20 protein-coding genes are annotated in these 22,780 nt (G+C 40.1%); 12 read left to right on the forward strand and 8 right to left on the reverse strand.

The features are described 5' to 3' along the window. Positions 1 to 67 precede the first annotated feature (67 nt). A complete protein-coding gene (locus J8L71_RS08995) occupies positions 68 to 913 on the forward strand; it encodes a transporter substrate-binding domain-containing protein (RefSeq protein WP_211000248.1) in 846 nt (281 codons plus the stop codon). Between the two features lie 57 nt (positions 914 to 970). Here J8L71_RS08995 and J8L71_RS09000 read toward each other — a convergent pair whose 3' ends face one another. From J8L71_RS09000 to J8L71_RS09010, 3 genes are read right to left on the reverse strand one after another with little or no spacing between them, the layout of a single operon-like run. Beyond that, entirely contained in the window at positions 971 to 1,813 is an 843-nt protein-coding gene (locus J8L71_RS09000; RefSeq protein WP_211000249.1) for a ScpA family protein, read from the reverse strand. A 6-nt stretch (positions 1,814 to 1,819) separates the two neighbouring features. Then, on the reverse strand, positions 1,820 to 2,440 hold the full coding sequence (locus tag J8L71_RS09005; protein ID WP_058548994.1) for an L-threonylcarbamoyladenylate synthase: 621 nt from the start codon (positions 2,438 to 2,440) through the stop codon (positions 1,820 to 1,822). Then, positions 2,437 to 3,291, reverse strand: a complete 855-nt coding sequence (locus J8L71_RS09010) for a PHP domain-containing protein (protein ID WP_211000250.1) — start codon at positions 3,289 to 3,291, stop codon at positions 2,437 to 2,439. The genes J8L71_RS09005 and J8L71_RS09010 overlap by 4 nt, the downstream gene beginning before the upstream one ends. Positions 3,292 to 3,740: 449 nt before the next feature. Between J8L71_RS09010 and J8L71_RS09015 the strand changes: the two genes are divergently transcribed. From J8L71_RS09015 to infA, 9 genes are all read left to right on the forward strand, one after another. Then, the gene (locus J8L71_RS09015; protein ID WP_211000251.1) at positions 3,741 to 5,309 is read left to right on the forward strand and encodes an anthranilate synthase component 1; all 1,569 of its coding nucleotides are present in this window, start codon (positions 3,741 to 3,743) and stop codon (positions 5,307 to 5,309) included. Position 5,310: 1 nt separating this feature from the next. Then, complete coding sequence (locus J8L71_RS09020; protein ID WP_211000252.1) at positions 5,311 to 5,913, forward strand: aminodeoxychorismate/anthranilate synthase component II; 603 nt, start codon at positions 5,311 to 5,313, stop codon at positions 5,911 to 5,913. Positions 5,914 to 5,924: 11 nt separating this feature from the next. Then, a complete protein-coding gene (gene trpD, locus J8L71_RS09025) occupies positions 5,925 to 6,962 on the forward strand; it encodes an anthranilate phosphoribosyltransferase (RefSeq protein WP_211000253.1) in 1,038 nt (345 codons plus the stop codon). After that, on the forward strand, positions 6,955 to 8,319 hold the full coding sequence (trpCF, locus tag J8L71_RS09030) for a bifunctional indole-3-glycerol-phosphate synthase TrpC/phosphoribosylanthranilate isomerase TrpF (RefSeq protein WP_211000254.1): 1,365 nt from the start codon (positions 6,955 to 6,957) through the stop codon (positions 8,317 to 8,319). Before trpD ends, trpCF begins: the two co-directional genes overlap by 8 nt. A 7-nt stretch (positions 8,320 to 8,326) precedes the next feature. After that, positions 8,327 to 9,511 carry a tryptophan synthase subunit beta gene (trpB, locus tag J8L71_RS09035; RefSeq protein ID WP_211000255.1) on the forward strand — a complete coding sequence of 395 codons (1,185 nt, stop codon included), beginning with the start codon at positions 8,327 to 8,329 and terminating at the stop codon, positions 9,509 to 9,511. Beyond that, positions 9,508 to 10,329, forward strand: coding sequence for a tryptophan synthase subunit alpha (trpA, locus tag J8L71_RS09040; RefSeq protein ID WP_211000256.1), 822 nt, complete (start codon positions 9,508 to 9,510; stop codon positions 10,327 to 10,329). Before trpB ends, trpA begins: the two co-directional genes overlap by 4 nt. A gap of 672 nt (positions 10,330 to 11,001) precedes the next feature. After that, entirely contained in the window at positions 11,002 to 11,718 is a 717-nt protein-coding gene (aat, locus tag J8L71_RS09045; RefSeq protein ID WP_211000257.1) for a leucyl/phenylalanyl-tRNA--protein transferase, read from the forward strand. Next, positions 11,711 to 12,415: an arginyltransferase gene (locus J8L71_RS09050; protein ID WP_211000258.1), complete on the forward strand. Its 705-nt coding sequence runs from the start codon at positions 11,711 to 11,713 to the stop codon at positions 12,413 to 12,415. The genes aat and J8L71_RS09050 overlap by 8 nt, the downstream gene beginning before the upstream one ends. A 90-nt stretch (positions 12,416 to 12,505) precedes the next feature. Beyond that, a complete protein-coding gene (infA, locus tag J8L71_RS09055; protein ID WP_002962494.1) occupies positions 12,506 to 12,724 on the forward strand; it encodes a translation initiation factor IF-1 in 219 nt (72 codons plus the stop codon). Positions 12,725 to 12,920: 196 nt separating this feature from the next. Here the strand turns inward: infA and clpA are convergent, their stop codons facing one another. After that, positions 12,921 to 15,182, reverse strand: coding sequence for an ATP-dependent Clp protease ATP-binding subunit ClpA (gene clpA, locus J8L71_RS09060; RefSeq protein WP_211000259.1), 2,262 nt, complete (start codon positions 15,180 to 15,182; stop codon positions 12,921 to 12,923). Positions 15,183 to 15,414: 232 nt separating this feature from the next. After that, positions 15,415 to 15,723, reverse strand: a complete 309-nt coding sequence (gene clpS / locus J8L71_RS09065; RefSeq protein WP_082660643.1) for an ATP-dependent Clp protease adapter ClpS — start codon at positions 15,721 to 15,723, stop codon at positions 15,415 to 15,417. A gap of 208 nt (positions 15,724 to 15,931) precedes the next feature. Between clpS and cspD the strand changes: the two genes are divergently transcribed. Continuing rightward, positions 15,932 to 16,150, forward strand: a complete 219-nt coding sequence (cspD, locus tag J8L71_RS09070; RefSeq protein ID WP_004586755.1) for a cold shock domain-containing protein CspD — start codon at positions 15,932 to 15,934, stop codon at positions 16,148 to 16,150. A gap of 522 nt (positions 16,151 to 16,672) precedes the next feature. Then, positions 16,673 to 18,895, forward strand: a complete 2,223-nt coding sequence (locus tag J8L71_RS09075; protein WP_211000260.1) for an NADP-dependent isocitrate dehydrogenase — start codon at positions 16,673 to 16,675, stop codon at positions 18,893 to 18,895. A 145-nt stretch (positions 18,896 to 19,040) separates the two neighbouring features. Here J8L71_RS09075 and J8L71_RS09080 read toward each other — a convergent pair whose 3' ends face one another. From J8L71_RS09080 to J8L71_RS09090, 3 genes are all read right to left on the reverse strand, one after another. Then, positions 19,041 to 20,285 (reverse strand): amidohydrolase family protein, encoded by a 1,245-nt coding sequence (locus J8L71_RS09080; protein ID WP_211000261.1) that lies wholly within the window; start codon positions 20,283 to 20,285, stop codon positions 19,041 to 19,043. A 10-nt stretch (positions 20,286 to 20,295) separates the two neighbouring features. Next, entirely contained in the window at positions 20,296 to 21,678 is a 1,383-nt protein-coding gene (locus J8L71_RS09085) for an amidohydrolase (protein WP_211000262.1), read from the reverse strand. Between the two features lie 100 nt (positions 21,679 to 21,778). Further along, positions 21,779 to 22,564: a hypothetical protein gene (locus J8L71_RS09090; RefSeq protein WP_211000263.1), complete on the reverse strand. Its 786-nt coding sequence runs from the start codon at positions 22,562 to 22,564 to the stop codon at positions 21,779 to 21,781. Positions 22,565 to 22,780: the final 216 nt, after the last annotated feature.

The following is a 22,780-nucleotide window of genomic DNA, read 5'->3' on the forward strand; positions in this document are numbered from 1 at the left end:
CATTTTACTTTTTAACACTTTGATGCCTACAATAGAGCTATAATAATAACTACTGGTAGCTGCTGTAATGCGCCGTGTATTTTTAAGCTTATTACTATTTTTTTGTTTAACCTCAATAAGTAATGCTAGAACCATTAATTGGTTAGCACACGACTTTGCACCCTATTATATTTTAAATGGCCCATTCCAACATCAAGGCCGTGATGAAAGTATTATTACTCTGCTCGAAAAACAGCTCCCCAATATTACTTTTAACCGTATGATCATCCCCTCTGGTAAAGTAGTTCAAGAGCTATCTAATACTTCACATAACGCTTGTGCGTTGTCTCTTTATAAAAATGAGTTTAGAGAACAGCATATTTACTTTACTGATGAGAGTTCGACGACAGGTTTATCTCCTTCTATTGCTATGCACACACGTTTAGCAAATGCGTTAGAGCTTAAAGATGCGAACGAGGTGTCTTTACTTGAACTAATACAAGATAAAAAGCTCACGCTTGGTGTGTCTATGAGCCGCTCTTACGGTAAAGAAATAGATACTGTTATAAACAGTACACCAGACATAGACTTAGTTATACGCCCTACTCGCGATAGCTTAGCAAGCTTAACGTATATGCTTAATTTAAAAAGAATTGATATTTTATTAGGTTACCCAAGCGAGCATTACTACTTAGCTAAATCGATGCATTTTGATAAAAACCTCACACAGCGCCCACTTAAAGAAGCGCCCGCTTTAAGTTATGGGTATATTGGCTGTACTAAAAATGCACAAGGTGCTGAGGATATAAAAATACTTAACGAACAACTTAAAAAAATTAAACACACCAAGCAATATAACGAATTACTTATGCGCTGGCTGCCAGAGCACTTAAAACCTTTATTTCAACAAAGAATGGCACTAGCAAAAAAGTAACGCCTTTTAATAACGGAGCTTTCACTTGAAGGTTATTTAAAGCACTACTTATGGAGGCTATATAGTAGCGTTTTCGCTTAAACTTACATAAATTAAGCTTTGTGGATTAACCTGCAAACACGTTATAAGCCCCTCTTTTATCAGCTCAAGCATAGCTATAAAACTAACTACTACACCGCTTCTGCCTTCACTTAGGGTAAATAGTTCATTAAATACAACAGCAGAATCGGCTTTAGATAGTTGCTGTAGTATTTGACTCATTCGTTCACGGGTTGATAGTACTTCAGCTGTTATTTGGTGATGCTCAAATGTTTTAGCTCGTGCCATTACATCGCTAAGTGCAAGCATTAAATCTTTAAGTTCAAGCTCTGGTAAGGATGGGCTATTATCACTTGCGGTTGGCATTGCGGCATGCGCAATAAAAATATCACGGCCAACACGGGGGATCTCATCTAGGTTTTCGGCGGCTGTTTTAAACTGCTCATATTCTTGCAGGCGTTTAATAAGCTCAGCACGGGGATCTTCTTCCTCTTCAAGTTCTTCGTGAACTGGTAATAGTAACCGCGATTTTATTTGTGCAAGCAGCGCCGCCATAACTAAATACTCGCCAGCGAGTTCTAGTTGAAATTCGCTCATCATTTCAACATAGCTTACATACTGTTCAGTGATGCTAAAAATAGAGAGCTCAAGCACATCTAGCTTATGCTTTTTAATTAAATACAATAGTAAATCGAGTGGGCCTTCAAACGTTTCTAATATGATTTCAAGCGCATCAGGGGGAATGTATAAATCTTCGGGTTTATCAACTACGGCTTTACCATGCAAAAAAGCCAGTGGCAGCTTTTGCTGCACTGGCTCAAGTTCATTCGATACACCGGTATTTGCGGGCTTGTCACTCAACAGTGTTTACTCAAACGGGCTAGTATCGCCACAGCCAACACGTAGTATTTTTATATCGTCTTCTGATAAATCAATTACTGTTGTTGCTTGTTCAGCTAAATAGCCACCGTGAATAATTAAATCGACGTGTTTATCTAAGCGCTCTAAAATTTCATCAGGATCTGATTCTGTAAACTCTTGCCCTGGTAAAATAAGTGAACACGACATAAGTGGCTCACCTAGTTCAGCAAGTAACGCACAGGCAATTGGGTGCTCAATAACACGCATACCTATGGTTTTCTTCTTTTCGTTTAATAAACGCTTTGGTACTTCTTTTGTACCTTTAAAAATAAAGGTATATGGCCCTGGCGTATTATTTTTAATTAATCTAAACAGTTGGTTATCTACTCTTGCATACGTAGCAAGCTCAGATAAATCTCTGCAAACAAGTGTAAAGTTATCGTTTTTTTCAATGCCACGAATGCGCTCTATACGCTCTTTAGCTTGTTTGTTTCCTAAGTTACAGCCTATGGCATAACCAGAATCTGTTGGGTATACAACTACGCCGCCTTTTTTAATAATATCAACGGCTTGGTTAATAAGTCGTGGCTGCGGGTTATCAGGATGAATATGAAATAATTGACTCATGTTAATGCCCCTTCTTGTCCTTCCCATGCTTGCCAAACACCTTGGCAGTCTTTAGGTAAGTATAAGTTTTTGCCAAGCTCTAAATAGCTTGTCGGAAAATGAAAATCAGACCCTTGCGAGCAGAGTAAATCGTACTCTCGGCTCAGTTCACCTAAAAATTGTCGCTCGCTAGGAGCTTGTTGAGGTTGTGCAACTTCCATTGCATCACCACCAACACTTTTATACTCGGTTAGTAATTTACGTAACCATTTATTAGACATTTGATAACGCCCAGGATGTGCCACTACTGCAATACCTCCCGCTGAATGAATTGCTTCAATGGCGGTTTGCATATTGCACCAGTTGCTTGGCACATAGCCGGTTTTACCGCGACCTAGATATTTTTTAAATACACCCGGAAAGTTTTTAGCTACACCACGCTCTATAAGCGCGCGTGCAAAGTGCGCACGAGTAATTTGCGCGTCTTGTGCAAGCTCTTTGGCTTGCTCATAAATGCCATCAAAACCGTTTTTTGTAAGCCTTGCGCCTATTTCTAGCGCTCTGATTTCACGCTTTTGCTGCTGCTGCGTTAACAACGAAGTAAGGTCAAAATTATCAATATCAACATTCAACCCCACTATATGTATTTCGAAGCTTTCCCATTTGGTCGAAATTTCTACCCCGGTAATTAATGATAAAGGCAAATTTTCGGTTTTAATAAATTCTTGAGCGGGCTTAATAGCAGCCACAGTATCGTGATCGGTAATAGCAAACACATCTATATTTTTATCAACGGCGCGGGTAAGTAATTCTTCAACCGTTAACTGCCCGTCTGAATGCGTGGTGTGGCTATGTAAATCGTATTTTATCAAAAGAAAACTGCTTAAAATTAAGGGTTAATGGCGTTTATATAAGTATAACAAGTTTTTTGACTAAATTGTTTTAAATAAACACTTGACACAAAAGCACTAGATACGTTTTACTGTAGCCACTTTCAGACACATTAAGAATTAATAAAAATGATCAATTCAATTCAAAACACTATTTGGTGGTGGCACTCATAATTATTGGGTGATGAATTGTCGTGTCTAGCAAAAATTCAAAACCCGCATTACGCGGGTTTTTTTATAACTAAATTTTACGTAATTATATTTTTTATTTTGAGGCAAAAAAACATGAATAACGGTCTTACTCTTACACATCGTTGGTGGTGGCGCCTGATATAGCGGGACGGTAATGATCTGTTTGTAATTTAGATATCGTTATTCAAACCCCGCACTGCTAACGCATTGCGGGGTTTAATTTTTTGAGGGAATGAGGTTTGATTTTTAGTCATATAACTACCACACCAGGCGAAGTAACAAGCATTACACAAGTTCGCGACTACATAAGTAGTCCACTTGCACTGTATGCTGCACTTGATAAGCCTAATTCGCTGCTGCTTGAATCAGCTGAGATTGATTCTAAAGACAGTGTAAAAAGTTTAATTTTAGTGGATAGCGCCCTGCGTATTGTATGTAAGGGTAAAACGGTAACTGTTAGCGCACAATCTAATAACGGCAAACAATTATTAAGCTACTTACAAGCAAATGTTAAGAGCTGCGATTCACAATTAAACGACACAACGCTTACACTTAACTACCAAGACACTAGCAGCGATATAGACGAGGCAAGTAAGCTTGTTGCCGATAATGCCTTCAGCGCTCTTCGTACCTGTATTAATAGTATTCAAAGCACCACTGAAAATCCATTTTCAGTATTTTTAGGCGGTGTATTTGCCTACGATATGGTGGCAAATTTTGAGCAATTAAGCGATGTACCTGATGGCGAAAACACGTGTCCTGATTACGTATTTTACCTAGCCGAAACCTTGGTTGTTATTGATCATCAAAAACAAACCACTGAGCTTATTGGTAATGTATTTAATGGCCCAGATGTTCATGCAAATTGCTTTGAAGTAGGTAAAGAACTTGAACGGTTAAATACCCTTTGCGACAACGCGGCAGAATTTAGCGCAGACATGCAAACTGGCGAATGCGAAGTAAACGTAGATATAAGCGATGAAACTTACTGCGAGCAAGTGGTTAAACTTAAAAAGAATATTGTCGATGGTGATGTTTTTCAAGTAGTGCCTTCACGTACTTTTTCATTGCCCTGCCCTGATTCACTTCATGCTTACAGCCAGCTTAAAAAGCAAAATCCAAGCCCATATATGTTTTACATGCGCGATGAAGATTTTGCTTTATTTGGCGCCTCTCCGGAGTCGGCACTTAAATACGATGTAAGTAATCAACAAGTTGAAGTGTATCCAATTGCGGGTACCCGAGCGCGTGGTAAATTTGCAAACGGACAAATAAACCCAGACTTAGACAGCCGTATTGAGCTTGAACTAAGAAACGATCAAAAAGAGCGTGCTGAGCATTTAATGCTTGTCGATTTAGCGCGTAACGATGTTGCACGTATTAGTGTTGCAGGTACTCGTTTTGCAAAAGAGCTATTAAAAGTAGACCGTTATTCACAAGTAATGCATTTAGTGTCACGCGTAGTAGGTACTTTAAAACCTGAACTTGACGCACTACATGCATATCAAGCGTGTATGAACATGGGCACGCTGGTAGGCGCTCCTAAAGTACGTGCCGCAGAGCTTGTACGCCAAACCGAAGGCAAACGCCGAGGAAGCTATGGTGGCGCAGTAGGCTATTTAACAGGCGATGGTGCAATGGATAGCTGCATTGTTATTCGCTCAGCGTTTGTAAAGAACAATACAGCCTATGTGCAAGCTGGCGCAGGTGTCGTGTTTGATTCAGATCCGCAATCAGAAGCAAACGAAACCCGCGCAAAAGCTCAAGCGGTCATTACCGCCATAAAATCTACTTATAAGGCGGTATAAAATGAGTAATGCAAATCCACTTAAAATATACTTTTTAGATAATTTTGATTCGTTTAGCTACAACCTTGTTGATGAGCTAACCATGTTAGGGTGTGAGCTTGTTGTATACAGAAACAACATAAGCGCTGACGTTATTTTTAACAAAATGCGCCAAGAGCCTGGCCAAGTATTATTAGTTCTATCACCAGGGCCTGGTACACCAACCGACGCCGGCTGCTTAATGGAGCTAATTGAACTTGCTAAAGGTCAATTTCCTATGCTTGGCATTTGTTTAGGCCAGCAAGCTTTAACACAAAGTTATGGCGGAGTAATCGGTCACGCTGGCGAAACCGTACATGGTAAGTCATCAATCATTGATTTAAACGCACATCCTGTATTTGATGGCATGGGAAGTACAATGCCTGTTGCGCGTTATCATTCGCTAATGGCAACTGAAGTACCTAAAAATATTGAAGTAATAGCACAATTTGAAGACATACCTATGGCTATTTACCATCATGAAGACAGTGCATTGGGCTATCAGTTTCATCCTGAATCAATACTTACGCCAAATGGTGCGATGCTACTTCAGCAAAGTGTCGCGTATTTAACACGCGCAAAATAATAGAGGACATTATGAGTACAAAACGACAAGAGCCCATAAATGTTCAATATGCTATTGAGCAGCTTATTAAAAATCAATCACTAAGCTATGAGCAGTCAAAAGCGTTATTTGATGAAATAATGCAAGGCAACATGAGCGAAATAGAGCTAACAGCTTTACTTATTAGCCTGAAAATAAAAGGCGAAGTGAGCGATGAAATTGCCGGCGCTGCCGCATCAATGCGTGAAAACGCGGTTACTTTTAATACAACCAGTACACAACTTGCTGATAGCTGTGGTACCGGTGGCGATGGCTCAAATACAATTAATATAAGCACTACCGCTGCAATCGTAGCAGCGGCCGCAGGTATTAATATGGTAAAGCATGGTAATCGCAGTGTATCGAGTAATTCAGGCTCAGCCGATTTACTCAAAGCACTGGGTATTAATATTGATATGAGCCCAGAACAAGCTGCAAAATGCCTTGAGCAAACACACTTTACCTTTTTATTTGCACCGCATTATCACAGCGGCGTACGCCATGCGATGGGCGTACGTACAGCACTTAAGACACGTACAATTTTTAATATTTTAGGCCCCCTTGCTAACCCTGCAGCGCCTGATGTGCAATTACTAGGTGTGTACGATGAGTCGTTATGTATGCCTATGGCGCAAACACTTAAAACATTAGGCACAAAGCGCGCGATGATTGTGCATGGCTCAGGTACTGACGAAATCGCCCTGCACGGCCCAACCAATGTAGTTGAGCTCAATGATGGCGAAATGACGCAGTACACATTAAACCCAAGCGACTTTGACCTTGCAAACTATTCACTTGAACAACTAGCAGGTGAAGGCCCACAATACAACGCAAATGCAAGCCTCGCCATATTGCAAGGTAAAGGCACAGACGCACATAATGCGGCTATTGTGGTTAACGTAGCTGCCCTTTTATACCTAACAGGTAAAGCAGACACGTTAAAAGAAGGGGCACATCAAGTACAAACACTACTCCGTTCAGGCAAGGCCATGGACACATTAAATGCAATTATTGAGGTAAGTCATGGCTAATGTATTAGACAAAATTGTTGCTGATAAAAAATTAGAGCTTATTGAACGCAAAGCAGCCCGCCCGCTTGAAAGCTTTAAGCATCTAGTAGAGCCTACTAGTCGCAGCTTTTATGAAGCGCTGGCGGCGCCAGGTACACAGTTTATTTTAGAGTGCAAAAAAGCATCTCCATCAAAAGGGTTAATACGCGAGCCGTTTGATTTAACAGAGATCACCTCTGTTTATAAAAAATACGCTACCTGTATGAGCGTGCTTACAGACGCAAAATACTTTCAAGGTAGCTTTGATTATTTAGAATTTGTACGTAGCCAAGTAGAGCAACCACTTATTTGTAAAGACTTTTTTATTGATGAGTACCAAGTGTATATGGCGCGAATTTATGGCGGTGATGCTATTTTGTTAATGCTCTCAGTACTTGATGATGAGCAATATAAAGCCCTACACGCAGTAGCGGACTCGCTTAATATGTCGGTATTAACCGAAGTAAGTAACGAAGAAGAAGTACACCGCGCCCTTGCACTCGATGCGCAAATTATAGGCATTAATAACCGTGACCTACGTGATTTAAGCACTGACTTAGCCACCACCGAAAAACTGCGTAAACTCATTCCTGCAGATAAAGTGGTTATTTCAGAGTCTGGTATTTATACCCATCAAGATGTTAAACGCCTAGCACCGCTATGCGATGGTTTTTTAATTGGCAGCTCCCTAATGGCCGAGCGCGATTTAGAGCAAGCCTGTAAAAAAGTGATACTTGGTGATAACAAAGTTTGTGGTTTAACACGCAGCCAAGACGCACAAGCGGCTTATAACAGTGGTGCTGTGTATGGTGGTTTAATTTTTCACCCTAAATCACCACGCTATGTAGATTTAGATTGTGCTCTTGAGCTTACCCAGAGCGCTCCGCTAAACTTTGTAGGTGTATTTGTAAATGCTCCCATTGAGCAAGTAGCTCAATACGCAAGTGTGTTAAAATTAGCGGCAGTTCAATTACATGGACACGAAAGTGACGATTACATTGCCACTTTGCGTACAGAACTACCTAATGGGTGTGAAATTTGGAAAGCACAAGCAATTAAAGATGCATTACCAACACCTGTAAATGGCGTAGAACGCCACCTTTACGATACCCATAGCGATACACAAGCTGGTGGTACAGGTAAAGCGTTTGATTGGTCGGTGCTTCGCGATGCAACCACACCGTTTATGCTAGCGGGTGGCTTAAATCCAGAAAATATTAAAGACGCGCTTTTTCAAGGTGCCCTTGGCCTTGACCTAAACTCAGGCGTTGAAGAATCTGCGGGTAAAAAGTGCCCTAACAAATTACAAAATGCTTTTACAAGCATCAGAAATTATTGAGGTTAAAATGCAAAATCCAGCTTATTTTGGCGAGTTTGGCGGTATGTTTGTACCCGAGCTACTTGTCCCTGCGCTTAAGCAGTTAGAAAACGAATTTAACAAAGCACAAAAAGATCCTGAGTTTCAGGAAGAATTTACTAAGTTACTAAACGAGTATGCAGGCCGCCCTACGCCACTTACTTTAACGCGTAACTTAATTAAAAACCCTAAAGTTAAACTTTACCTAAAACGCGAAGATTTGTTACACGGTGGCGCACACAAAACTAACCAAGTACTTGGTCAAGCGTTGCTAACTAAACGTATGGGTAAAAAAGAAGTTATTGCAGAAACGGGCGCTGGTCAACACGGTGTTGCAACGGCCCTTGCGTGTGCATTACTTGGCTTAAAGTGCCGAATTTATATGGGCGCTAAAGATGTTGAGCGCCAACAGCCAAACGTATTTAGAATGAAATTGATGGGTGCAGAGGTTATTCCGGTAACTGCGGGCTCTGGCACATTAAAAGATGCGGTAAACGAAGCACTACGTGACTGGTCTGCAAATTATCAAGAGGCACATTACTTACTTGGTACTGCTGCGGGCCCGCACCCATTCCCAACAATTGTACGAGAGTATCAAAAGATTATTGGTGAAGAAGCAAAACAGCAAATACTAAAAGCTGAAGGTCGCTTACCCGATGCGGTACTTGCATGTGTTGGCGGTGGCTCTAATGCTATTGGTATGTTTACAGACTTTATCGACGAGCCAAGTGTAAAACTTATCGGTGTAGAGCCTGCTGGTAAAGGGTTAGATACCCACGAGCACGGCGCTACCATTTGTAAAGGCACTAAAGGTATATTACACGGTACGTATACTTACATTATGCAAAACGACGATGGTCAAATAGAAGAGTCATACTCGGTATCTGCCGGTCTTGACTACCCAGCTGTTGGCCCACAGCACGCGTTTTTACATGAAACAGGCCGTGCTCAATATGTTGGTATTACAGATACAGAAGCACTTGATGCATTCCAAGCGCTGGCTAAAAACGAAGGTATTATTCCGGCACTTGAATCAAGCCATGCCCTTGCTTATGCACTTAAATACGCAGAAGAGCAAACAGAAGAAAGCATTTTAGTGGTTAACTTAAGTGGCCGTGGTGACAAAGACTTAACGCACGTACACACTGTTTTATCACAAGGAGGTCAACTATGAGCCAGCTAAATACAGATCGTTACGGTAAAACGTTTGCCGCACTTAATGAGCAAAAACAAGGTGCATTTGTACCCTTTGTTACTATTGGTGACCCAGGTAAAGAGCAAAGTATTGCGATTATTAAAAGCCTAATTGACGGTGGCGCTGATGCACTAGAGCTTGGTATTCCGTTTTCAGATCCAATTGCTGATGGCCCTGTCATTCAAAAGGCGAACATTCGTGCGCTTGATGTAAATATTAACACTCAAGATTGCTTTGATATTATTAAAGAAATACGCGATTACAATGCAGATATTCCTATTGGTTTATTACTGTACTCTAATCTTGTGTTTAAACGTGGCCTTGAGGCATTTTACAAAGACGCTAAGGCAGCAGGCGTAGATTCAATTTTAGTTGCTGATGTGCCACTACATGAGTCTCAAATGTTTAGAAAAGCCGCTATGGCAAACGGTGTAGATCCAATTTTTATTGCTACGCCCAATGCCGATGACGATACACTGCGCCAGTGCGCGTCTTACGGGCGTGGGTACACGTATTTACTGTCGCGTGCTGGTGTTACCGGTACCGATACTAAAGCGCAAATGCCCGCGGGCAACATTGTAACTAAATTAAAAGAATACCATGCAGCCCCTGCTTTATTAGGCTTTGGTATTTCAACACCCGATGATGTAAAAGCAGCGCTAAATGCAGGCGCAGCCGGTGCAATTTCAGGCTCTGCCGTTGTTAAAATTATTGAGGCTAATCTTAATGATTTAGATGCAATGACTACGCAGTTAAAAGCGTTTGTAAGTGAAATGAAAGCCGCAACTACCTCATAACGGACATTTAATATCGTGACCCCTAGTAATTGAGTAATTCAATTACTAGGGGATTTTTGTGTTTAATTACTATCGATTTTTTAAAATTGAACTTAATAAATTGTTCAAAGAATATTGCTCACTCATACTAGGAAAGCATTAATATGTCTATGCAGACACTATTAAGCATTAATCACAAATTTAATATGAGGACAATTTCACGCATTGCCAACAATCTTACTCTAGTGGTTTCAACTTGATCGCAATAATAGTAATGATGGTAAAGCACTGGTTACTGAGTCACGCTTGTGCTTTTTTACAATTATGAAAGTTTATAATAAGAAAAGTATATCTCACCTAACCCCTCATTAAAGCCAGACTTCTCGTGTATTAGTATTAGTATTAGTCTACTTATAAACAACTATCAAAAATGACGAAAAACCTCGGAAGGGTTAAGCTTATTTACCTGCCGACAAAGCTATTTATAAAGTTGATCGTCTTTGCTCAGATAAAAAGCACGCTTTTTGTTAAAGCACACAGAAACTACGATCTGGGTCCGTCAAAGTATCGAACTTAGACTTTTGCGGCCTATTAGAAATTAGTCTTATTTTGTAGCGACGCTTCCAATTTCAGCCTTTTTTTATGCCTAAAATATAGTTACACTTTTAAGATAATTAATAAATTAAGCAATGTATGAGAAACCAGCTATACCAATTAAGTGAAAACGATATAGCATTTCCACACCCTGAATATGCTCTCACCTCTCCTGATGGGTTACTGGCAATAGGCGGCGATTTATCCGTTGCGCGTTTAAGTAATGCCTATAAAAATGGTATTTTTCCGTGGTTTAGCGAAGACGAGCCCATAATGTGGTGGTCGCCGAGCGAGCGCGGCATCATAGAGCTTAATGAATTTCATATAAGTAAGAGCCTGCGAAAGCATTTAAAAAAGCACCCCGTTAAAGTTACTGTTAATAATGCATTTGCTGAGGTCATTGAAGCGTGCTGTGAGCAACGCATTGATACCGATGGCACTTGGATCACTCAAGTTATGATTGACGCTTACAACGATGCACATGAGGCCGGTATTGCACACAGTATTGAAATTTGGCGTGATGGAGAACTAGCAGGCGGCCTTTATGGCATTATGCAAAATGGTGTATTTTGTGGCGAGTCTATGTTTCATCATCAAACCAACTGCTCAAAGCTTGCAATGTGGGCGTTGGTTAATTGGTTAAAACGCCATAACGCACATTTTATTGACTGCCAATTAGAAAACCCTTATTTAACTTCTTTAGGTGCAAAAGTGATCCCCCGCTCAGAATTTTTGACTAGACTCAAAAAAGCACACACTTATTGTGTTGACCACACTATGTGGGAACCACAGGAGCTAAACGCAATTTATGAATGAACATCTTCCGGCACGCGTTGGCTTAAGCCAAGAGTTTGCTTGTAGCTATCTACCCGATCGCCAAGAACAGCTTTTGGTGATCTTAGACCCGAGCTGTTATACAACCGATAAATTTGAACAACTATTAGCGTTAGGCTTTCGACGCAGCGGTAACCAAATTTATCGTCCGCACTGCCCTATTTGTAGCGAGTGCAATTCAGTTCGAGTATTAGCGCAACAATTTATTCCATCAAAATCGCAAAAACGTAAACAAAACAAAGCAAAATCAGCATTTGAGGTTAGGTATTCAAGTGTAGAGCGCGAGCAATACTATCCGCTTTACAGTAAATATATAAGCTTACGCCATAGCGATGGCTCTATGTATCCTCCTGATAAAATGCAGTTCCAAAGTTTTTTATTATGCAGCTGGCTAGAGATCACATTTATAGAGTTATGGCATCAAGATACGTTAGTAGCTGTTGCGGTAACTGATTGTATGAACAACGCTATATCGGCTATTTATACATTTTTTGACCCCGACTTTGAACACTATAGTTTAGGCTCGGTAATGATTTTACAGCAGCTTAAGTTTGCTAAAGAACAAAATAAGGAATTTGTGTATTTGGGTTACCAAATAGACGAATGCGACAAAATGAAGTACAAAACTCAGTTTTTGCCCGCACAAAAACAGGTTAATGATGAGTGGTTGGCTATTTAATTTGCAAAAATGCCCCCTGCGCCTTTACTTATTGGCGTATTTTGGGCAAAATCTGCAGCGTTTAACTATTAAAGAGGTGTTACGCTAAACATGGCGAAAGAAGACGTAATCGAAATGCAAGGGACAGTCCTTGATACTTTACCAAATACAATGTTCCGAGTTGAGCTAGAAAATGGTCACGTAGTTGTGGCTCATATTTCAGGTAAAATGCGCAAAAACTATATCCGTATTTTAACCGGCGATAAAGTAACGGTAGAAATGACTCCTTACGATTTATCGAAAGGTCGTATCGTATTCCGTGCTCGCTAAGTAAGTGCGTAAACGAGATTTAGTTTTTGGCTAGTGTATAACTAGCTTTAAGCGTTTATTAAATGTAATTGATGGTACTTACTAGCAATTACATTTAATAAACAAAAAACCCAGCTTTTGCTGGGTTTTTTGTTGCCTGTAAAAAGTCAAAAAAATAGCTCGCTGCAAGCGAGCTATTTTATTTTTACAAAGCTAATTACGCTGGTGTTAAATTACTTTCGTAATCAAAGCGTATTTTTTTATCTTTAACAGACACTTTAACTGTGCCGCCATCAATAAGTTGACCAAATAAGATTTCGTTTGCCAGTGGTTTTTTAAGCTCTTCTTGAAGAACGCGTGCCATAGGTCGCGCTCCCATTGCTTTATCGTAGCCTTTGTCTGCAAGCCATTCGCGCGCTTTAGATGTAAGTTCTAGGTTAACTGACTTCTTGTCTAATTGCGTTTGCAGTTCGACAACAAATTTATCAACAACTTGTAAAATAACGTCTTTTTCAAGGTGGTTAAACCAAATAATGTTATCTAAGCGGTTTCTGAATTCTGGCGAGAATACTTTATTAATTTCGCCCATTGCATCGTGCGTATGGTCTTGCTCACTAAAGCCAATAGATTTGCGCGTAGTTTCTTGCACGCCAGCATTGGTAGTCATTACTACAACCACATTTCTAAAGTCGGCTTTACGACCGTTGTTGTCGGTTAACGTACCGTGATCCATTACTTGTAGCAAGATATTGTAAATATCAGGATGTGCTTTTTCAATTTCATCCAAAAGTACAACAGCATGTGGGTTTTTAATTACAGCTTCGGTTAATAACCCGCCTTGCTCAAAGCCTACGTAGCCTGGTGGCGCACCAATTAAACGACTCACCGCATGGCGCTCAACGTACTCTGACATATCAAAACGAATGAACTCAACACCCATACATTTAGCTAGCTGTTTAGTGACTTCCGTTTTACCTACACCCGTTGGGCCTGCAAATAAGAATGAACCTACTGGCTTATCTTCGTTCGCAAGTCCTGAGCGAGATAATCGAATAGCTGATGTAAGTGCATCAATAGATTGATCTTGCCCGTATACAAGCATTTTAAGATTGCGATCAAGGTTTTTAAGCGTTTCTTTATCTGTTGATGACACATTTTGCGGTGGAATACGTGCCATTTTAGATATAATCAGCTCAATATCTGATACACCAATGGTTTTTTTACGCTTCGAACTTGGCTGCAAACGCTGATTAGCACCCGCCTCGTCAATTACATCAATAGCTTTGTCGGGTAAGTGACGTTCATTAATGTATTTAGCACTTAATTCAGCGGCTGCTTTAAGGGCTTTTTGGGTATAACGAATACCATGATGCTCTTCGTAACGCTCTTTTAATCCGTTAAGAATTTTGGTGGTATCGGCAACACTTGGCTCAAGTACATCAATTTTTTGAAAGCGACGAACCAAGGCACGGTCTTTCTCAAAAATATTTTTATATTCATTGTATGTAGTAGAGCCCATACAACGTAATTGCCCACTAGAAAGTAATGGTTTTAATAAGTTTGATGCATCCATTACGCCGCCAGAGGCTGCACCTGCACCAATAATCGTGTGTATTTCATCAATAAATAAAATCGAGCCAGGTTTTGCTTGCAGCTCTTTTAATAAACTTTTAAAGCGTTTTTCAAAATCCCCTCGGTATTTGGTGCCCGCTAATAATGCGCCCATATCAAGCGAGTACACAACTGCATCAGCAATTACTTCAGGTACTTGCTCGTTAACAATACGATACGCCAAGCCTTCAGCAATAGCTGTTTTACCAACCCCTGCTTCACCCACAAGTAGTGGGTTATTCTTTTTACGACGACACAATACTTGTACCGTGCGCTCTACTTCGCTATCGCGACCAATTAATGGGTCAATGTTTCCATCACGGGCTTGTGCGTTTAAATTAGTAGTAAAGCTATCTAATTTGCTTGCTTCTTCGTTTTGTACTTCTTGCACTTCTTCATGAATGTCATCGGTGTCGTCACCTAACTCATCATCTTCTTTTGATATACCATGAGAAATAAAATTAACAATATCCAAACGAGAAATATCGCTCTTTTTGAGTAAATATACAGCTTGGCTTTCTTGCTCCGAAAAAATAGCAACCAGGACATTTACGCCTGTTACTTCATTTTTTCCTGATGATTGAACATGAAAAACTGCGCGTTGCAGCACTCGTTGAAAGCCCAGTGTAGGCTGAGTTTCTCGCTCTTCTTCTAAATCTGGAATTACCGGCGTTGTTTCGTCGATAAACTCTAATAATTCAGTTTTTAAGCCTGAAATATCTACACCGCACGCGTTTAAAGCTTCCCCCGCTGACGGGTTATCTAAAAGCGCAAGTAAAAGGTGCTCTACGGTCATAAACTCATGACGGCGAGTGCGCGCTTCACGAAACGCGGCATTTAAGGTTAGTTCTAAGTCTTTGTTTAGCATTGGCAACCCCTTACTGAGATAATAATTTTATACCACAACAATCGGATGTTTGATCACCCTAATTGGTATTTATACCAATTGCATTAAATTAGTGGCCTATTATAGCGATGAGGAAATAACTTAGTAACAGGACAAAAATTACAAATATAGTTGCTTTATATGAATAATTTTTAACGAAGTTAATAAGTAATTTAATCCGCTAAAATGGTCATTTTTTTAATAAAACTGGTATCTACTCCTGCTCACAACTACAAAGCAGTGGATGCTCGTTATCCCGCGAGTAGCGGTTAACTTGTTCAGCTTTGGTATGGGCTACGTCGAGGCTGTAAACCCCGCATATACCTTTACCTTTTTCATGAATTTGAAGCATCACGTCGGTTGCTCTATCGCTATCCATATTAAAAAACGTCATCAGAACTTCTATTACAAAGTCCATCGGCGTGTAGTCGTCGTTATTTAAAACAACTTTGTATTTTCGCGGTGGCTGAAGCTTTTGCTTTTCACTATCACGAACTGTGTCTATTACACCTGAATCTTTCATACCACTCATAATTAAATATAGTCTTGTCTTTGGAACTCAAGCAAACTTGAATAAAAAATAAATAAAATGTTAAAAAATAACTTCAAACACTTGACTGGTTGGCTAAATAAACTACAGTCAAATGTAGATTGATTAAACCTTAGTCAGTCTAGCAAATTATATAGTTTAGAATAACTAAATTAGTCAACTTATAGAAGGATGTAGAAGTATGGCTTGTGGTAAAGTCAAATGGTTCAACAACGCCAAAGGTTTTGGTTTCATCGTAGAAGACGGCTGCGAGAATGATATTTTCGCTCATTACTCAACGATTGTAATGGACGGTTATAAGACACTTAAAGCTGGTCAAGATGTAACATTCGAATTAGAACAAGGTCCTAAAGGCCTTCATGCTAAAAATATTGCCCCTAACGGTGACATTTTAGAGTGATTGCAACTTTGTTCCACTAAAAGCGAGTGACCTAATTTAGATCCTCGCTTAATCCTTCAAAACACTTCTTTGCTTCTACCGCTATTTATTGCCTCATTTCGCGTAATTTCAACCCTTTTCCTTGAATTTATTTTATATACCCCAATGTTCTAACACAGAGCTATTTATATACTTGTTGGCAAGTTCAAAACCTAGCCCTTTTTAGCCAAGCTTGTTACACTCTTGGTGCTAAAAACAACGTATTAACATCGCAATTGCTTAAGTGTTTTTGTATTAGGAACTTCCTATGCTAAAGGCTAATACCACTCAAACCAATTTAGTGGTTAAGCGTAGTGTTATTCGTTGAATTATAAACAGGAACCCAGTTCGTCAGGTGTGATTATTCTGCTTTACTAAAAGGCAATACTGAGTATTAACACCTAACAAACTATTCATTATTTGAGAGTTGATACGGCTTCTCAAGCTTAATGAGTTCCTTTGCATTGTTGAATAAGGCCTTTGGCCTACTATCTAGGAATGATGATGACATCAAAAATTATCTATACAAAAACGGACGAAGCTCCGGCACTAGCAACTTACTCGTTGTTACCAATTATCCAAGCCTATACTAATGCGGCAGGTGTTGAAGTTGAAACTCGCGATATTTCACTAGCAGGTCGTGTAATTGCAAACTTCCCTGACTACCTAACTGAAGAGCAACGCATTAATGATGCACTTGCAGAGCTTGGCGAATTAGCAAAAACACCTGAAGCTAACATCATCAAATTACCAAACATCAGTGCATCCGTTCCACAGCTTCGCGCAGTAATTAAAGAACTACAAGCTAAAGGTTATGCGTTACCTGATTACCCTTCTGAGCCTAAAAACGATGAAGAAAAAGCAATTCAAGCAACTTACGATAAAATCAAAGGTAGTGCAGTAAACCCTGTATTACGTGAAGGTAACTCTGATCGTCGCGCGCCTGGTTCTGTTAAAGAATATGCACGTAACAACCCTCATTCAATGGGTGCATGGAGCAAAGATTCGCAGTCGTACGTTGCAAGCATGAACGAAGGCGATTTCTTTGGTTCAGAGCAATCTGTAACTGTAGATACTGCAACTGATGTTCGTATTGAACATGTAGCTACTAACGGCGACATCACTGTACTTAAGCAAAGCACTCCACTTTTAGCTGGTGAAGTTATTGATGCATCACGCATCAGCGCTTCTAAGCTTCAAGCGTTCTTAGCAGCAGAAATTGATGCGGCTAAAGAAAAAGGCGTTTTATTCTCGCTACACATGAAAGCGACAATGATGAAAGTGTCTGATCCAATTATTTTTGGTCACGCTGTTAAGGTATTCTACAAAGATGTATTTGCTAAACACGGTGAGCTTTTTGAAGAGCTAGGTGTTGATGTAAATAATGGTTTAGGCGACGTATACTCTAAAATTCAAACATTAGACGACGCTAAGCGCGAAGAAATTGAAGCAGACATTCAAGCTGTTTACGCAGATCGCCCTGCCATTGCTATGGTTGATTCTGACCGTGGCATAACAAACTTACACGTACCAAGTGATGTGATCATTGACGCGTCTATGCCTGCTGCTATCCGTTCAAGCGGTCAAATGTGGAATAACGACGGTAAATTACAAGACACAAGCTTTGTAATTCCAGATCGTTGTTACTCAGGTGTTTACCAAGCAACTATTGATTTTTGTAAAGAAAACGGCGCATTTGATCCAACAACTATGGGTAGCGTTCCAAACGTTGGCCTTATGGCTCAAAAAGCTGAAGAGTACGGTTCGCACGATAAAACGTTTGAAGCAAAAGCTGACGGTTTTATCCGTGTTGTTGATGCAAATGGCGCTACTTTACTTGAGCACACTGTTGAGCAAGGCGATATTTGGAGAATGTGTCAGGTTAAAGATGCACCAATCCAAGATTGGGTTAAACTTGCAGTAAACCGTGCACGTGCAACTGGCGTTCCGGCAATTTTTTGGTTAGACGAAAACCGTGCTCACGATGTACAACTAATCAAAAAAGTGAACAAATACCTACCAGATCACGACACTGCTGGCCTAGATATTCAAATTTTAGCACCGCTTGAAGCAACACTATTCTCTTTAGCGCGTATTAAAGAAGGTAAAGACACTATTTCTGTAACAGGTAACGTACTACGTGATTACCTAACAGATTTATTCCCAATTTTAGAGTTGGGTACAAGTGCTAAAATGCTTTCAATTGTTCCACTTATGAACGGTGGTGGCTTATTTGAAACTGGCGCGGGTGGTTCTGCACCTAAACACGTTCAGCAATTCGAAAAAGAAAATCACTTACGTTGGGATTCTCTAGGTGAGTTTTTAGCACTTGCTGCTTCACTTGAACACTTAAGTGTGACTGCTGGTAACAAAAAAGCACAAGTACTTGCTGATACACTAGATAAAGCAACAGGTACTTTCCTTGCACAAAACAAGTCGCCTTCACGTAAAGTAAAAGAAATTGATAACCGTGGTTCTCACTTCTTCTTATCTTTATTTTGGGCTCAAGAGCTTGCTAAGCAAGACGAAGACAGTGAGCTTAAAGCGCAGTTCACTCAAATTGCTAGCGATTTAGAGACACAAAAAGATCAAATCGTAAACGAGCTTAATGAAGCGCAAGGCCCTGCTGTAGACTTATCTGGTTACTTCCAACCAAATGATGATGCTGCATTTAAAGCAATGCGCCCAAGTGCTACATTTAACGAAATTTTATCTAAATTAGTATAATTTTAGATTAAATTGAAAAACCGCTTACTTTTAAAGTAAGCGGTTTTTTTGTGTCTTCATTTTATATAAAAAGGCCGCTACTTTAACGTTAAAGTAGCGGCCTTTAATAATTAACCTGAATTTTAGATAATTAAAGCTTTATTAATTATTTTGTATAAGCGCGTGGCATTGTAGAATCTGTAGTATAGCGGTCACGTAGCTTATCTTGACGAGACTGTGTAGAAACTTCTTCACCGTTAATAATCATTTTACTTACATGGCTGCTTAGCTCAAATGGGTCGTTACTCCATACAACCACATCGGCAGCTTTACCTACTTCCAGGCTACCTGCATTTATGCCAAATACGTCGGCTACATTGGATGTAACAGCGTTTAATGCACCCTGTTGGCTCATGCCATACGAAACTGCATTACCGGCATCAAAACGAAGCTGGTAAATATTATGGCTAGCATCCCCGCCTACAGTCAAAATAACCTTAACCCCTGCTTTTTCAAGCACGGCTGCGTTATCTAAACTTGCATGAAGTGAGTCAAAGCTTGAAGGTAAGCTGTCCATTGCACTAATAATTACTGGCACTTGCGCTTGAGCGAGTTTCTCTTTTACTACAACTGCATCTTGTGCACCATTTAGCACTAGATTAATGCCAAACTGCTTTTTAACCTTAAGAAGCTCAATAATATCTGCCGCACGCGATACACCAACTACAAGTGGCATATCGCCGCTAAGTACTTTAGCCATTACTTTATCTTCGGTACTTGGCTTACTGTCGTCATCTTTTTTAGACTTTTTAGAAGCTTTAGTTTGGTGCTCTTCAAGCTTATTAATCAGTGTCTGTAATGTAAAAGCACGAGAGCCTTTTCTGCGTTCACCTAAATAAACAATTAAAGCCGCTTGTTTTTGAATGTCACTATCAAAACTACCACTTAAATCAACAACGCTTGCAAGGCCTGAAAAAATACTGTCGCCACCGTGAGGTGTTATTACATCGCGTGTAACCCCGCCCTTACGCGCGTAAGGTATTAAGCTTGAATGCGCGTTATAAGCAAGACTTACATCAAAATCAATACCCGCTTTTTCTTCCCCTGCATCGCGAGAGCCTGCAACTGCACTCACTTCAACAAGGCCAAGCTGATTAATACTTGAAATAAAACCAGGTGTTACAATTTGACCTTTTACATCAATAACTTTATCTGCTTGCACTTGTGTTGGATTAATGGCGGTAATTTTTCCGTTATCCATTACTATGCTAGCGTTTTGTAAAACGCCTTGCTCGGTCGATGTATGCAGTGTTGCATTTACAATAGCAAGCGATTGGGCACTTGCCGTACCTGAGGCTAATAATCCAGCAGCAACCAGAGATAGCGAAAACGAACGTGATAAATTTTTCATTCTGGGCTCCTTATTGTTGGCCTAACATAAAATCACTTTGTGCTTGGAATGCGCTATCGTTTCTATCATAAACTTTTGCACCATCAACAAACACTTGCTCTGCTTTTGCGTAAACACTAAATGGGCTTTGATTCCAAATAACTACATCACCTTGTTTACCGGCTTCAAGCGACCCAGTTTTATCTGCAATACCTAAAGATTTAGCAGCATTAGACGTGATCCATTTAATGGCATGCTGCTCAGAAATATCAAAACCATTTTCGTTTGCACGATACATTACTTTACCGGCTTCTTGGTTTAAGCGTTGAATGGTTGTATCAGAATCAGAGTGCACAACCGCACATGAGTTTTTAACCGCATCTACAATCGCTACGTTTTCTTGAACCATGTCGTACGCTTCCATTTTAAAGCCCCACCAATCAGGCCAAAGTGCAGCACACGAACCGTTGTCAGCTAAAAGGTCGGCAATTTTGTAAGCCTCTACGCCGTGGTGGAATGTACCCGCGTGATAATTAAATTCTTTAGAAAGGTCAATCATCATGGCCATTTCTTCAGCTTTATAACAATGGTTGTGAATTAATACTTCACCTTCAAGCACCGCTCGAAGAGTATCGTGCTTAATGTCGCGAACGGGTGCTTCTGGGTTTAAACCAGCTTCGTAATCAGCGTCGTATTTGTCCCATGCGCGCTTATACTCTTGCGCTTCTGCCCATGCCATACGGTAACCGGCCATGTTACCCATACGGGTTGAAGGTAATGTACCTTGACGACCATAAACACGTTTAGGGTTTTCACCACACGCCATTTTCAAACCATTTGGCGCTTCAGGGAATTTCATTGCCTGCATGGTATGTGCTGGTACGTTTTTAAGCGTAACGCCTCGGCCACCAAATAAGTTAGCTGAGCCTGGTAAAATTTGTAATGAGGTAATACCGCCTTCACGAGCGCGGTTAAAGCCAGGGTCTTGTGGCCACACAGAATGCTCAACCCATACCTCAGCAGTATTTGGGCTCGTCATTTCGTTACCATCTTGATGCGACTCAACTGATGGGCTTGGGTAGGCGCCTAGATGAGAGTGAACATCTATAATACCTGGAGTTACCCATTTGCCCATTGCATCAATTGTCGTGTCTGCATTAGCAGATAAGTCTTTACCTACTTGCTGAACTTTACCATCAACAAGTAAAACATCAGTTTCATCTAAACGCTCACCCGTACCGGTAAGTACAGTCGCGTTTGTGATTAATGTGCTACTAGTAGCTACTGGTTTGTAAGTACTTGGGTAAGGGTTTTTATTAATCGTTATTTTTGGATCTTGTGGGCCATTTTCTTGGCAACCAACAAGTGCAGCAGCTAAACCAACTGCTAACAATGAGGGAGCAAATTTTTGCATGTTGTTAGGTTCTCCTGTTTTTTTGCTACTTTAGCTAAAGCTAAGGTATAAAGCTAAAAAAACAGGTAAAAAAGCGATTAATTGAGTTAAATGACTGTAATTATTTTTTTATATAATTGTTATACAGCTTTTCAAGCGCGCCTTCGGTTGTAAGTGACGGGTCTTTGCTTATAAAGTGTTTAACGGTACGAGTTACAAAATCTGAATTTTGCTTATGTTGCTTTGAAAACTCTTTAATTAAGGTATTCCCGTCTTTCGCTGCGGTTACTTTATCGTGACGATGACGATATTGGCTTAACGCTTTGTTAAAGTCGCCGTTGTAATCTTCTACTAAAATTTTATAAAAATCACTTTTTTGTACTTCAAGACTATTAATGCAGTAGTTTAACGCTTCTTTAAAGTCAGTAAAAATCATGCCTTCTACATCAAACTCTTTAGTTTTTTCACGTACAGTTACGCGCGCTTCTTCTGTGGCATAACTAAAGCCCGTAAACGCTAGGCGCTCTGATGCTTCTTTACCTAATTTCATACCCGCTTGAATGCTATGGGCAAATTCGTCGCTCATTTCGCCAAGTTCGTTTTCTTCCCACATATTGTATACGCGCAGCGCTTTTGCATATTTGCTTGAGAGCTTTTTTTTAAGCTTAGTAAAGCGCTCATCTATGCTCATAAGCCTTTCGTTATGTAATAGTGCATGGCACTCATAACATGCTGCAATTGATACAAAATCGGCTTCTTCGCCCAAATCTATAATGCTTTGTAGCATATGCAGCGGTGGGCAATGGTCTCGCTCTGTTGCTTCGCAGCCACAATAAAAACATTGATTAAAATGCTTGTGCTCACATGCATACGCTTGCTGATAATAGCTTGCTAACGTTTTGCTCACTGGTGCTCCTAATAAAATACGCGCTAATAAAACATCACAAATAATGGGGGCGATAATAGCAGGCTGAAAAAATAAGTTATACCAATTGCATTAAATTAGTGGCCTATTATTTCGTTATGAAAATAGCGCAATAACAAGGCAAAAATTATGACGTGTAGTTATTCTACACGAATCATTTTTAACGCAGTGAGTGCGCTATTTAATACGATAGAATGA

Source organism: Pseudoalteromonas sp. MMG007 (genome assembly GCF_018100985.1).
Taxonomy (GTDB): Bacteria; Pseudomonadota; Gammaproteobacteria; order Enterobacterales; family Alteromonadaceae; genus Pseudoalteromonas.

Bases quoted from the DNA above. Each gene is read 5' to 3' on its own strand.
- J8L71_RS08995 (WP_211000248.1), top strand. From the start codon at position 68: ATGCGCCGTGTATTTTTAAGCTTATTACTATTTTTTTGTTTAACCTCA.
- J8L71_RS09005 (WP_058548994.1), bottom strand. From the start codon at position 2,440: ATGAGTCAATTATTTCATATTCATCCTGATAACCCGCAGCCACGACTT.
- J8L71_RS09020 (WP_211000252.1), top strand. From the start codon at position 5,311: ATGAGTAATGCAAATCCACTTAAAATATACTTTTTAGATAATTTTGAT.
- trpD (WP_211000253.1), top strand. From the start codon at position 5,925: ATGAGTACAAAACGACAAGAGCCCATAAATGTTCAATATGCTATTGAG.
- trpCF (WP_211000254.1), top strand. From the start codon at position 6,955: ATGGCTAATGTATTAGACAAAATTGTTGCTGATAAAAAATTAGAGCTT.
- trpB (WP_211000255.1), top strand. From the start codon at position 8,327: ATGCAAAATCCAGCTTATTTTGGCGAGTTTGGCGGTATGTTTGTACCC.
- trpA (WP_211000256.1), top strand. From the start codon at position 9,508: ATGAGCCAGCTAAATACAGATCGTTACGGTAAAACGTTTGCCGCACTT.
- aat (WP_211000257.1), top strand. From the start codon at position 11,002: ATGAGAAACCAGCTATACCAATTAAGTGAAAACGATATAGCATTTCCA.
- J8L71_RS09050 (WP_211000258.1), top strand. From the start codon at position 11,711: ATGAATGAACATCTTCCGGCACGCGTTGGCTTAAGCCAAGAGTTTGCT.
- infA (WP_002962494.1), top strand. From the start codon at position 12,506: ATGGCGAAAGAAGACGTAATCGAAATGCAAGGGACAGTCCTTGATACT.
- clpA (WP_211000259.1), bottom strand. From the start codon at position 15,182: ATGCTAAACAAAGACTTAGAACTAACCTTAAATGCCGCGTTTCGTGAA.
- clpS (WP_082660643.1), bottom strand. From the start codon at position 15,723: ATGAAAGATTCAGGTGTAATAGACACAGTTCGTGATAGTGAAAAGCAA.
- cspD (WP_004586755.1), top strand. From the start codon at position 15,932: ATGGCTTGTGGTAAAGTCAAATGGTTCAACAACGCCAAAGGTTTTGGT.
- J8L71_RS09075 (WP_211000260.1), top strand. From the start codon at position 16,673: ATGACATCAAAAATTATCTATACAAAAACGGACGAAGCTCCGGCACTA.
- J8L71_RS09080 (WP_211000261.1), bottom strand. From the start codon at position 20,285: ATGAAAAATTTATCACGTTCGTTTTCGCTATCTCTGGTTGCTGCTGGA.
- J8L71_RS09085 (WP_211000262.1), bottom strand. From the start codon at position 21,678: ATGCAAAAATTTGCTCCCTCATTGTTAGCAGTTGGTTTAGCTGCTGCA.